The organism is Actinokineospora sp. NBRC 105648 (genome assembly GCF_030269645.1).
Taxonomy (GTDB): Bacteria; Actinomycetota; Actinomycetes; order Mycobacteriales; family Pseudonocardiaceae; genus Actinokineospora.
The window spans coordinates 269,900-282,266 of record NZ_BSTR01000001.1; the positions used below are offsets into that span (position 1 = coordinate 269,900).

Consider the following 12,367-nt stretch of genomic DNA (forward strand, 5'->3'; position numbering starts at 1 on the left):
ACCGCTAGGTGCTGTCCCGCGAGTCCGGCACGCGCTATCCGCGCCCGCGCGGCCCCTGGCCGCACGGACGGAAAGCCCAAGTACAACCCGGTACGAGCGGCCTCCCGCCCGCGCGGCCAGGAACCGCGCGGATCACGAATCCCACGCACCGGACCCGCGGGACAGCACCTAGACTGCGACCGCATCCACACGCCCGCCCGTAGTGAGGTTCCGCTGTGCTGACCATGCAGGACGCGTTGCTCGCGTTGACCCGCTACTGGACCGAGCGCGGCGCCATGGTGGTGCAGCCGTTCAACACCGAGGTCGGCGCCGGGACGCTGAACCCGGCCACCGTGCTGCGCGTGCTGGGGCCCGAGCCGTGGCGGGTCGCCTACGTCGAGCCCAGCGTGCGCCCCGACGACGCCCGCTACGGCGAGAACCCCAACCGGCTGCAGACCCACACCCAGTTCCAGGTGGTGCTCAAGCCCGACCCGGGCAACCCGCAGGAGCTCTACCTGGGCAGCCTCGAGGCGCTGGGCATCGACATCCACGCCCACGACGTGCGCTTCGTCGAGGACAACTGGGCCTCACCCGCCCTGGGCGCCTGGGGCCTGGGCTGGGAGGTCTGGCTCGACGGGCTGGAGATCACCCAGTTCACCTACTTCCAGCAGGCGGGTGGCCAGACCCTCGACCCGGTCTCGGTGGAGATCACCTACGGCGTCGAGCGGATCATGATGGCGCTGCAGGGGGTGGCGCACTTCAAGGACATCGCCTACGCGCCGGGCATCTCCTACGGCGAGGCGTTCGGCCAGGCCGAGTACGAGATGAGCCGGTTCTACCTCGACGACGCCGACGTCGAGACCCAGCGCAGGCTCTTCGAGGACTACGCCGCCGAGGCCCGCAGGCTGCTCGACGCCCGGCTGCCGGTGCCCGCGCACGTCCACGTGCTCAAGTGCTCGCACACCTTCAACGTCCTCGACGCCCGCGGCGCGGTCAGCACCACCGAGCGGGCCAAGGCGTTCGCCCGGATGCGCGGGCTGGCCCGCGAGGTCGCAGGCCTGTGGTCGCAGCGCCGCGCCGAGCTGGGGCACCCGCTCGGCACCGCCGACCTGCCCGCCGCGCTGCCCGCGCCGACGGAGTTCCCCGTCGTGGAGGGGACCCGCACGCTGCTGTTCGAGATCGGCACCGAAGAGCTGCCGCCGCACGAGGTCACCCGCACCGCCGCCGCGGTCCGCACGGCGCTGGCCGCCAAGCTCGACGGCACCCGCCTCGGCCACGGCGAGGTCCGCACGCACGCCACACCGCGCCGGATCGTGGCCATTGTGGACAGTGTCGAGCCGGTGGAGCCGGACGCCGAGCGCACCGTGCGCGGCCCGCGCGCCTCGGCCGCCTTCGACGCCGATGGCAACCCCACCAAGGCCGCCGCCGGTTTCGCGCGCGGCCAGGGGGTGGACGCGAGCGCGCTCCAGCGCATCGATGTGGACGGTGTGGAGTACGTCGGCATCACCCGCACCGATCTCGGCCGCGGCGCGCTGGAGGTCCTCAGTGGACTGCTCGGCGAACTCGTCGCGGAACTGCGCGCGGACAAGAACATGCGGTGGAGCGACCCGAAGCTCTCGTTCACCCGCCCGGTGCGCTGGCTGGTCGCGCTGCTGGGCGACACCCAGGTGCCGGTGGTCGCCTCCGCGCTCGCCGCGGGCCGGGAGACCCGGGTGCACCGCACGGCGGCAACGCCCGTGCTGCCAGTGGAATCCGCCGAGGGCTACCTCGATTTCCTTGCCTCGCACGGGGTTGTGGCCGACCAAGAAGTGCGGCGGGCGCGCATCGTCGCCGCGGCGGCGGAGTTGGCCGAGTCGGTCGGCGGTCACGTCGAGGGCGAGGACGCGCTCATCGACGAGATCACCAACCTGGTCGAAGAGCCCAACGCGGTGCTCGGCTCATTCGAGCCGCGCTACCTGGACCTGCCAGCCGAGATCCTCACCACCGTGATGCGCAAGCACCAGCGCTACCTGCCGGTGCGCGACGCGCAGGGCACGCTGCTGCCGCACTTCGTGGCGGTGGCCAACGGCGCGTGCGACCACGACACCGTGCGCGCGGGCAACGAGGCCGTGCTGCGCGCCCGGTACGAGGACGCGAGCTTCTTCTGGCGCGCCGACCTGCAGACCCCGCCGGAGCGGATGAAGGAGGGCATCGCCAAGCTGGCCTTCGAGGAGCGGCTCGGCTCGGTGGCCCAGCGCGCCGACCGGATCGCCGCGGTGGCCCTGGACCTGGCCACCGAGGTGTCCACTGTGGACAGCTCTACTGTGGACATCGAGGTGCTGCGCCGGGCCGCCGCGCTGGCGAAGTTCGACCTGGGCTCGCAGATGGTCATCGAGCTGACCAGCCTGGCGGGCACCATGGCCCGCGAGTACGCCCGCCGCGCCGGTGAGCCCGAGGCGGTCGCGCAGGCCCTCTACGACATGGAGCTCCCGCGCTCCGGCGGCGGTGCCGTGCCCGCCACCGCTCCCGGTGCGCTGCTCGCGCTGGCCGACCGGTTCGACCTGCTCGCGGGCCTGTTCGCGGTGGGCGCCAAGCCGACCGGCAGCTCCGACCCGTTCGGCCTGCGCCGCGCGGGGGCGGGCGTGGTCGCGATCCTGCGGGCGCACCCCTCGTTGCGGGCGATCACCGTGCCGCGCGGGCTGGCCGCCGCCGCGGAGCGCGTGCGCGCGCAGGGCATCGAGGTGTCCGACGCGGTGCTGGCCGAGGTGGCCGAGTTCGTGCTGCGCCGGTACGAGCAGCAGCTGCTGGACGCGGGCCACCCGCACGAGCAGGTCTCGGCGGTGCTGGTGCTGGGCGCGGCGCCGGTGGTCGCCGACGAGACGCTGGCCGAGCTGTCCACCCGGGTGGGCGACCCGGACTTCGCGGCGCTGGTCGCGGCCCTGCAGCGGGTCCGGCGGATCGTCCCCGCCGGGACCGAGCCCGGCTACGACCCGGCGGTGCTCACCGAGCCCGCCGAGGTGTCGCTGCACCAGGTGTTCGACAAGGCCCGCGCGGCCGCGGGCACCGGCCTGGCCGAGTTCACCTCGGCGGCGGCGGTGCTGACCGGCCCGGTGAACGTGTTCTTCGACGACATCCTGGTGATGGCGCCGGACCCGGCCCTGCGCGCCGCCCGGCTGGGTCTGCTCGCGGCCATCCGGGACTGGGCCGCGCCGGTCCTGGACTGGCAGGCACTGGGCTCCAGCCTCGACGGCTGAGCGGCCACCCACCCACTGGGAGATCTACCTGCGGTGAGATCACCGAGGGCCCGCTCCGAGGTCGGAGCGGGCCCTCGGCCACGCTGAGGGATGTCTCGCAGCTGTTGTTGTGGGGGTTCGGACCCGGTTGTGCCGGACCGCGATCCCTGCGGCAGAGCCGGTCAGGGTGTGGGCGGCTCGCCGGTGGTCGTGCAGGGTCTTCCCGTCGGCGGGGGCGTGTTGCCGCGTACCGGGCCCGCCCGAGAGCGGGTCCTTCCGCTGTCAGACCAGGTCTATCCGGTGCTGCGTGATCGGGTACCCCGCCTTGGCGAACGCCTTGGCCATCGGGATGTTGTCGACGTCGGTGTTCGCCACGATCCGGTCTGCGCCCTCGGCCACCAGCAGGTGGGTGGCCTCCACCAGCAGGTCGTAGGCGTAGCCGTGGCCCCGGTGCTCGGGCAGCACGGCGATGTAGGCCACCACCGGGCCGCCGGGGTTGCGGCTGGGCACCGTGAGGCCGACCAGGCTGCCCTCCTGCGTCTCCGCCACCCGCCACCAGGACCGCGGCGCGGGCATCCAGCGCAGGATGTCCAGGTCCTCCTGCGCCGCGGCCTCCAGGCCGGACTCGGCGACGGTCGCCTGGACGTGCGCGTCCAGGCTGTCGACGTGCACCCGGCGGAAGATGTCGAGGAACACCGCGTCGTCGGGCTCCTCGCGGTAGCGGAGCCGGTCCGGGCGGTCGGGCAGGCCGCACGCGGGGGTCCATTGGTAGCGGTAGCGCTCCACCAGGATCCGCATGCCCGCCGCGGTGGCGGCGTCGATCCGGGCGTCGGCCTCGGCCCGCACGGCCGGGGTGGTGCGCCAGCCCGCGGGCAGGGTGAGGCAGTACTCGGCGGTGAACGGGGCCGCGCGCAGCAGCGCCACCGCGGCGTCGGCGTCGGTGAAGTCGAAGCAGTCCAGGGCGACCGGGGCCGGGTCGGACGGGGTGCCCCACCACGCGGCGCGGGCGACCACGGTGCCCTCGGCGATGGCGACGTAGGTCCACTCCGGACGGTACTCGCCCCGCGCGCGCAGGTCCGGGTAGCTGAGGTTGCCCAGGACCGGGCGGCCGACCAGGCCGCGGTCGGGCAGCGAGTCGAACAGGTTCTCCTCGCCCGCGACGAGCGGGCGGATGACCAGGGTCATGATGTCCTTCCGAGAAGCTGGTGCGCTCCCGGTCAGCCGTCGAGGCCGGGGCGGGAGCGCGGATTCGTGGTGATCATCGGTTTTCCCACCCCCTCTCTCGGCGTACGGACGAGCGGAAGGTAGCCGCCGCGCCCGCGGCGCGCAACCCGGTTTCCCGGCCGACCGGCGCGCGCCGGTGGTGGAAAGCGGCGAAGAACAGCGCGTGGGTGTTGGACTTCGCCGGGGTCGCAATACCCCGCCGCATAGCGACCCGGACGGCGGCGTTGTTGTCGGGGCGCGACCCGACCCGGGGCTTCGGTGGGCGCGGAAGTCGGTTGCGGCGCCGGTAATTCACCACTTGGTGTCGCCCGATGGTCACCACACGCAATCCTCACGGCCGCTTCACCGCTGCGTCACACCCCGGGGCGCTTTCCCCGGTGGCGTGCCGACCCGGGCGTCCGGGCAATGCGCGTGCCCTATCCGACCGCGTCGCCGCGTGGCCCGACGGTCGCCCCGGGCAATCGGGCCCGCCGGGCGCCGGGCGAATCCGGCAATCGGCCGAGTGGCGGCCCGTCCAATCCGGCTGCCGCCCGGATTGGACGCGCGGCGGTGGGGCGGCGCGGGGCCCGGGCATTGATCGCGGTCGAGACCTCGGGCGCGCCTTGTCGCTTTGCCCCGCGCCGGTGCCCGCCCTCCGGCGCGGCCGGTCAATCCGGACCGGGGTGATATGGCCCGACCGGGTGGATTTCCCCGGCCCGGACCAGTCTTTCGGCCGATCGGGCGGGCGGCGGGTTTCCCACCGCGGGCAGTGGCCTGCGACACGCGGACCATTCTCCCCCGGTGGGACATTTGTCGAAAGCCTCCCGGACGGGTACTGTTCCGACCAGGCGGGTACGTGCTTTCCATTTCCCAGTGACACCCCGAATGCAGTGAGGTGCCCTATGGCTCAGAAGACCATCGTCCAGCTTTTCGACGACCTCGACGGCTCGGCAGGCGACGACATCCGTCCGGTCGAATTCAGCCTGGACGGCGCGAACTACGAGATCGACCTCAATGAGGCCAACGCGTCCAAGCTGCGCGACCAGTTGGCCGAGTACGTCGCCGCCGCGCGGCGCACCGGTGGCCGGGTCAAGCGGCACACCGCCCCCGCGGCCAAGCCGGCGGGCGACGCCCGCTCCAAGGAGCAGACCAAGGCCATCCGCGACTGGGCCCGCCAGAACGGCCACGACATCTCCGAGCGCGGCCGTATCCCGTCCGCGGTCGTGGAGGCCTTCGAAGAGGCGCACACCGTGAAGGCCAAGACGAACGGCAGCTCCAAGGCGAAGAAGGCCGCTTTCTCCGGCTGACCGCGACACCGGGACGGACCGTGGCGTTTCGTTTCCGCCACGGTCCCGCCGGGTCTCGGTGATCGGTCGACCACATCGGACGGCGTGGCCGACGGGCGCCGCCGGATGGGCCAGTCTGCTGGCTGCCGGGGCGGTTCGGTCCTGCCGCGCCGGTGGTTCGTGGTCGACAGGGCGTGTGGGGTCGTCCGGCCGTCCTGGGTGGTTCTGCGGTGGGTTTGTGGTCGTTGCTCGGCTTACTCCCCGCTGGCTCGTTGTGGGTGCGCCGGGTGGTGGTGTGGTTGGTGCGCGTCGCGGGTTCGTACGGCTGTGCCGTTGCGGACACGTTGTCAGCAGGTTGTGCGGGTCGTTGGACTCTGGGGTTCGTTGCTCGGCTTTGTCCTGGCAGGTGATGTTGGCTCGTTGTCCGTGCGGCTGAGGTTTGCCCGCCGTACTGGCGGTGTCGTCGCTCGACTTGGTCGGGCTGTGGTGTTTCGCGCGCTCGGGCGCGCCCGGTGTGCCGGCCGGTGTTGATTGCCCGGTTGGTCGGGTGCCCTGGTTTTGCGCATCCCCGTGGCCCGCGCCGGACCGGTTCGACCGGCCGTGATTGCCGGTGTCGTCGTCCGGTCACGCCCAGTGCGTGGTTTTGCGCCATGATCGCCGTCGCGCTCGGCTGAGTTGTTTTGTGGAACGTCGACCGCGTGGTCGCACTGATCGTGTGGTTTCGCGGGCTGCCGTGGTCGACGCCCGCCCGGCGGGTATGACGGACGCCGTTGGCCGGCGTCGTTCGCCCAATCAAACCGGTGGTGCGGTTTCGCACCTATGCGGCTGTGCGGGCGCGGGTCCGCCCGGCCGGCGTCGGGGCGTTGTCGTTCAGGTTTTCACAGTCATGATTGCTCCCGCCCGCGAGGTGGGTTCACCCAACCGTGTCGTTTGGTTTCGGCCGTGGACCCGGCGCGGTTTCGTGGCCTGGGGTCTCGGTGCGCGACAGATGGGGTTTGCCGGGCCGTGTCCGGCCGTGGCCGCTTGGGGCGGTTTCGCCGACGGCGGGTAGTTCGTCGATCGAGGTTGTCGCCATCGTTTAGGACGACCGTTGGCGGTAACGCATGGGGGTTGCGGCGTTCCGGATCGCGGTTGTGCCGTTTCTAACCGGGTTTGCCCGCCAGCGCGTCCTTGGGTCCCGCCCGGTTGTCATCCTGGCGGGGCGCGGGCCATTCCCGGGCCGACTCTTTCGCGAGCCGCCGGTGTCGAGGTGGCGGCGGCCTGGTTGTCCGCTTTGGTTGTTCGGTGTGGGCGGATGGGCCCGGCACGGTCGAGCCGGCGCTATTGCCCGGCCCGGGCGCGGCGCATTCCGCGGCCCGTTGCCGCACTTCAGCGTCACCGCGGACAATTCCGTATTGCGTACGGGAGTGGTCGAACCCCGGCCACCCGCGATGATGACCGGGGTTCACAATTCCGCGGCTCAGCCGCCTACCGCGCAACCACAGCCGTTCGGGCGCGGTTCAAGCCCCACACCGCCCGGAGCGGTCACGCCAGGGGGCACCGCGCACGGCTCCAACACCGATGTCGCGGAGGCGTGATCATCGGCGGCTGCCAACCGCGGGAGTCCTAGAAGCTGATGCCGCCCTGGATGTCGCGGGCCTGCAGGACCTTTCCGCTGACGTTCCCGGTGATCTGGTTGTTGACGGCACCGTGGTCGGCCTGCAGCTGGGTGGCGACGGTGTCCCACTGCGAGCGCAGGTCGCTCTGGAACTGCGGGTCTTGCCGCTCCTCGCGTTCCAGCTCGGCGGCCAGGGTGGCGACCTCGGTCGACTCCGGGGCGGCCCCGGCGGCGGCCTCCAGGGCCGCGGCGGCCTCGGCGCGCCTGGCGAACCTGGTCTTCACCAGCTCGTAGAGCGAGGTCGCGGACTTCGCCGCCAGTGCGGCGGCGATCGAGACCAGGACTGGCTCCGGCATGCTCGGGCTCCTCTTCCCCTAGACGGGCGTTTGTTCACGGTACGGGCTACTCGGGCCGGGTGAACACCGCCAGGGCGGCGGTTCGGGTGTGCGGGTCCGGGTGCTCGCGAAGATCATCCAGGATGTCCCGCCACCGGGTGGGCCAGCCGGCGGATTCACCGGTCACGGTGGTTACGCCCAGGGCGAACGCGGGGGCGTCGGGCACCAGATCGCGGGCCACCGCGAGCAAGGAGTCGTCGGGCAGCCGGGAGACCACCTGGCCCAGCCGTGACCGCAGGACCTGGGCGGCCTGCCACGCCTGCACCGGACCACCGGCCAGCGCGTGCACTGCCCGGAGCGCTGCGGGGTCGACCGACTCCCAGGTGATCGCGGCCAACCCCAGGTCGACGGCGACCGGACGCCAGGTGTCGTCGACCAGCGCCGCGCCCACCGCCGTCGCCAGTTCCCGGCCGGTGCCGCGCACCGCTGCCGCCGCCACCTCCGCCGCTAACGCGTGCAGGCGTTGTCGGGCGGGCAAGTCACGATCAGGAGCCGGCCGGGAACGGACCGACTCGCGCGCTTCTCGTCCGACGGGGTCACCCGGCGTCTCGGCTGACGGGATGGCCGCCGAGGTGCCCGGAGTTCCCGCCGTTGCGGGGATCGCCACGCCCGCGACTGCCCGATCTTGGCTGGACGGGCCGGATTGGCCGGACGGGCCGGATCGCTCGGGTGTCGGGTCGACCGATGATCTTGTCGGGTCGTGGCCGGTGGTCGCCGCGGGTGTGTCTTGGTGGTCGGTCGGAACACGTCCACCGGCAGCGGGGTCGGGCATTGCCTTTCCCGGCGTCGGAGTACCCGCGTTGTTGTCCGGCGCGGAAGGGCTTTGTTCGGCGGGCGAGTCGGGCGTGGCAGTGGCGGGGGTTGGTGTGGTGGTGGATGTCGCGCCTGAATCCATTTCGGGTTGGAGGTGGCTGGAGTCGTTGGGCGCGGGGGAATGCGTTGATGTCTGGTTGTCGCCCGCGGCCAAGAGCCGGTGGACGGCTTCGAGCACCGGTGTCGGGTCGCCCGTGGTGGTGGCCGCCGACGTCAGGGCGGTGAGGGCGAAGCGCCAGGTGGCGGTTGTCGACAGGTCGGTGACCAGGTCGACCAGCATCGCCGTGCCCGCGGTGTCCCACTGGCTCCAGCCGGGGAGGACGCGCAGGCCTTCCCTGGCGGTGTCCGGGGCGTTGGACATGGCCACGGTGCGGATCAGCGTGGCGTAGGGCGGGCGGTGGCGCTCCGGCAAGGAGTGGGGCCAGGTCTCCAGGACGGCGCCTGCCACGGCGAGTTCGTCCTGGGCCGCGGCGGTCAAGGTCTGCCAGGCCGCGGCGGAGTCCAGCAGGTGGCGGCTGGCCGACGCGGCGGCCCGGCGGATGTCGCGGTGTTGGTCCGGGGCGCGGAAAGCGTTTGCGATGATCTCCGCGGCGCCGGGTACGTGGTGGGTTGCCAGGAGTCGCAACACTTCCTTTCGGGTGGTGACCTTCTTGGCCGCCAGCATCGGGGCCAGCCGCACGGCCAGCTCGGACGGCTGGATGAACCGGGCCGAGCGGGCCACCGCGTGGATCGCGACCCGGGCCCGGTCGGTGTCGGCCCAGGCCAACAGGTCGGGCAGCACCTCGCCCGGCTCCTCGGTCCACGCCAGCCCGGCCAGGGCCGCCTCGGCGATGACCACCACCGGTGAGCGCGACAGCTCGCGCAGGGCAGGAGCGGCGCCGGGAACGTGGCGCAGCCTGCGGACCGCCTCGGTCCGGGCGTACTGCTCCAGGGTGGTGTCGTTGGCGACCTCGGTGAGCAGTGCGGCGTAGCGGGCGCACTGGCGGGGGAGCCAGGCGTCGAAACAGGCGGTGAACTCGGGGATCCAGTGCACTTTCCCGGACAGGAACCGGCCGCGGGCGGGCCTTGCCAGGACGTCGTCGAGCAGGTCGGTGCGGCGCCGGGCCACCGCGGCGCGAACGGCGGGCAGCACGATGGTCGACCGGTCGGCGCGCAGCACCTGGGCGACGCGGTCGCCCCTGGTGGTGGGTGGGGCCAGCCACAGCTCGATCGCCGACCGGACCACGGTGTCGTCCTTGGCGCGCCGGGCCTGGTCGATGACGGCTTGCAGACCGGGGATGTCCCACGCGCGCTCGCCCAGCCCGGCGGCCAGCGCCAGGGCGAGGTCGAAGTGGCCGCGCCGGGCCTCGTTGGCCAGGCGCGGGGCCAGGGCCGCGTGGACCGCGCGTTCGGCGCCGTGCGGGAGCCCGTCGGCCACACCGTGCAGGTTGATGACCATTGTCTTGTCGCCCAACGTGGTCAGGGCGGCGAGACCGCAGTCGAGCAGCGCGGGCAGCCCGCGCGCGGTGCCCTCCCGGATGAGCAGGCTCGCCAGCAGCCGCACGCCCCAGCTGCTCGACGCCGACCGGTCGTGCGACTCGGCCGCGTCGGTGAGCAGCGCGGTGAGCGCGGGGATGTCGGCTTCCCCGTAGAGCCACGGCGGCACCTTGGCCAACGCGTGCAGCGCCGCCGAGCGGACCGGGGCCTGCTCGTTGCGCAGCCGGGTGAGGGTGCCCAGGTAGGCGCCGAACTCGACGCGGTCGCGGGTGGCCGCGGCGGCGGCGATCGCCAGCGGGTACGCCTCGGCGCGTTCGTCCGCTGTGGACCGACGGGTGGCCTCGGCCAGCACCGGACCGGCGGTGGCCCAGTCGGTGCGGGCGGTGACCGCCAGCCGCAGACCCGGGTCGTCGGCGCCCGAGCGCAGCCCGAGCAGGCGCTCGGCCTCCCGCGCCCGCGCGGCGCGGGGCAGCTCGTCGACCGCGTCGAGCGGGATGCCCGCGGCGACCAGGTCCCGGTCGCCGATGGCCGCCGCGTAGACCGCGGCCCGCCGCGACGGCGGCAGGGTGTGCAGGAATCCGGGCAGTTGATCGCCGCGCAGCACCCTGGCCAGGGCGCCCAGCTCGTCGTCGGCGCAGCCGAGCAGCGCCCGCCACAGGCCCCGGCTGACCGGGATCGACCCGACCCGGCGCGGGTCCAGCAGGACTCGCAGCAGCCGCGCCGGGTCGTGCCGGGCGAGCAGGCCGATCGTGTGCCAGAGCCCGCTGGGCAGCGCGACCACGCCCGCGGTGCGCTCGAGCAGGGTCAGCACCCGCCGCGGGTCGGCCCCGGCCGCCTCGGCGAGCACCTGGCCGAGCCGGTTCCACAGCCCGGGCCAGTTCGCCCGGGGGACCCGGTCGAGCTCGGCCTCGACGTGGTCGAGCAGCGGGCCGGGGTGGGCCCGGGCGAGCGCCGACCAGCTGCCCACCGCGTACCCGAGCTCGGGCAGCGCGGCGGCCACGATCTCCGGCGGGCAGGAGACCAGCAGCGCGACGGCCTCGTGGTCGCCGAACCGGGCGCGCACCCGGGGCAGCAGGGCCGCGGCCAGCTCGTGGCGGCGGTGCGCCCGAACGGCCTTGTACAACCGCTTGCGCAACGCCGCGGGGAGGTCGTCGACCAGGTCGGCGGGCAGCGCCACCCCCAAGCGGACGGCGTGCAGGACCGCGTGTGCGCGCAACCGCGTCTCGGGCGCGGACAGGCACCGCAGGACGTAGTCGGCGTCGCCCGCGATCGCCGCCAGCCGCAGGCCCACCCGCCTGCCGTGCGGGTCGGACGCGTGCAGCTCCTCGACGAGCGGCCGCAACCGGGCCCGGTCCAGCTGCCGCGCGAGCACGGCGAGGTGGTGCTGGCGCCGCGGGTAGGGCAGCGGGTCGAGGTCGCGGAGCAGGGAGCGCGCCGAGGTGCTGTTCACACCGGGCATTGTGGTCGGTCCGGCTGCCGGCCGCGCGGAGTTGTCCACAGGTTCGGAATCGGCACTGGCGGTGCAACCGAACTCGTGCCGGCGGGGTTCAGGGGTGGATCGGGACGACCTCAGGACTGGGAGTGGCGTGATGGCGGCAGCACTGGACTCGGCAGCGGTGGACTCGACAGCGGTGGACTCGGCAGCACTGGACTCGAAAGCGGCGGTCGACTGGAGGTCGGTGGCGGCCGAAGTGGACAGCGCGGGGTTCGCGCTAACCCCGCCGCTTCTCAGTCCGGAGCAGTGCGCCGAAGTGATCGATCTCTTCGACCGGGACGAGGTTTTCCGGTCGAGGGTGGTGATGACCCGGCACTCTTATGGCAAAGGGACCTACCGGTACTTCGCCGACCCTCTTGTCCCACTCGTCGCGGACTTGCGAACGACGCTCTACCCACCGTTGGCGGAACTCGCCAACCAGTGGGCGGAGAAGCTGGGCGAGCGGACCTTTCCCGCCGACCTGGAGACCTTGGTGGCCGAGTGCGCCGACCACGGCCAGCACCGGCCGACCCCGCTGGTGCTGCGCTACGACGCCGGTGGCTACAACTGCCTGCACCAGGACGTCTACGGCGACCTGACCTTCCCGCTCCAGGTGGCGATCATGCTCAGCACCCCCGACGAGGACTTCACCGGCGGCGAGAGCGTGTTCGTGGAGAACCGGCCCCGGCAGCAGTCGCGGGCGATGGTTGCCCGGCCGGGCCGGGGCGCCGGGCTGGTCTTCCCGGTGCGCCACCGACCGGTTCCCGGTGCCCGCGGCTACCGGCGGGTCCAGCTGCGGCACGGGGTCAGTGCGGTCCACTCCGGACAGCGGTACGTGCTGGGGATCATCTTCCACAACGCCCGCTGACTGCCACGGCTTCTCGCTCGATTGCGATTTTCGATCGCCGGGCGCCCTGTTCAGCCCCGTTTCC

At 73.0% G+C, this 12,367-nt stretch carries 6 protein-coding genes; 3 read left to right on the forward strand and 3 right to left on the reverse strand.

Going from position 1 to position 12,367, the window contains the following annotated elements:
• The first annotated feature begins 224 nt into the window (after nucleotides 1-224).
• Nucleotides 225-3,212: a glycine--tRNA ligase gene (locus QSK30_RS00625; protein WP_285498864.1), complete on the forward strand. Its 2,988-nt coding sequence runs from the start codon at nucleotides 225-227 to the stop codon at nucleotides 3,210-3,212.
• A gap of 261 nt (nucleotides 3,213-3,473) precedes the next feature.
• Here QSK30_RS00625 and QSK30_RS00630 read toward each other — a convergent pair whose 3' ends face one another.
• Nucleotides 3,474-4,376 carry a GNAT family N-acetyltransferase gene (locus QSK30_RS00630; RefSeq protein ID WP_502871772.1) on the reverse strand — a complete coding sequence of 301 codons (903 nt, stop codon included), beginning with the start codon at nucleotides 4,374-4,376 and terminating at the stop codon, nucleotides 3,474-3,476.
• Nucleotides 4,377-5,296: 920 nt separating this feature from the next.
• Here QSK30_RS00630 and QSK30_RS00635 point away from each other — a divergent pair.
• Nucleotides 5,297-5,701 (forward strand): histone-like nucleoid-structuring protein Lsr2, encoded by a 405-nt coding sequence (locus tag QSK30_RS00635; protein WP_285498737.1) that lies wholly within the window; start codon nucleotides 5,297-5,299, stop codon nucleotides 5,699-5,701.
• 1,584 nt (nucleotides 5,702-7,285) lie between these two features.
• Here QSK30_RS00635 and QSK30_RS00640 read toward each other — a convergent pair.
• Entirely contained in the window at nucleotides 7,286-7,633 is a 348-nt protein-coding gene (locus QSK30_RS00640; protein WP_285498738.1) for a hypothetical protein, read from the reverse strand.
• A gap of 46 nt (nucleotides 7,634-7,679) precedes the next feature.
• The gene (locus QSK30_RS00645) at nucleotides 7,680-11,411 is read right to left on the reverse strand and encodes a hypothetical protein (RefSeq protein ID WP_285498739.1); all 3,732 of its coding nucleotides are present in this window, start codon (nucleotides 11,409-11,411) and stop codon (nucleotides 7,680-7,682) included.
• A gap of 139 nt (nucleotides 11,412-11,550) precedes the next feature.
• On the opposite strand from QSK30_RS00645, the gene QSK30_RS00650 reads away from it, so the two are divergent.
• Nucleotides 11,551-12,303 carry a 2OG-Fe(II) oxygenase gene (locus tag QSK30_RS00650; RefSeq protein WP_285498740.1) on the forward strand — a complete coding sequence of 251 codons (753 nt, stop codon included), beginning with the start codon at nucleotides 11,551-11,553 and terminating at the stop codon, nucleotides 12,301-12,303.
• The last annotated feature ends 64 nt before the right edge of the window (nucleotides 12,304-12,367 follow it).

Excerpts from the sequence above, each read along its gene's own strand:
- QSK30_RS00635 (WP_285498737.1), top strand. The coding sequence starts at position 5,297 with ATGGCTCAGAAGACCATCGTCCAGCTTTTCGACGACCTCGACGGCTCG.
- QSK30_RS00630 (WP_502871772.1), bottom strand. The coding sequence starts at position 4,376 with ATGACCCTGGTCATCCGCCCGCTCGTCGCGGGCGAGGAGAACCTGTTC.
- QSK30_RS00650 (WP_285498740.1), top strand. The coding sequence starts at position 11,551 with ATGGCGGCAGCACTGGACTCGGCAGCGGTGGACTCGACAGCGGTGGAC.
- QSK30_RS00640 (WP_285498738.1), bottom strand. The coding sequence starts at position 7,633 with ATGCCGGAGCCAGTCCTGGTCTCGATCGCCGCCGCACTGGCGGCGAAG.
- QSK30_RS00625 (WP_285498864.1), top strand. The coding sequence starts at position 225 with ATGCAGGACGCGTTGCTCGCGTTGACCCGCTACTGGACCGAGCGCGGC.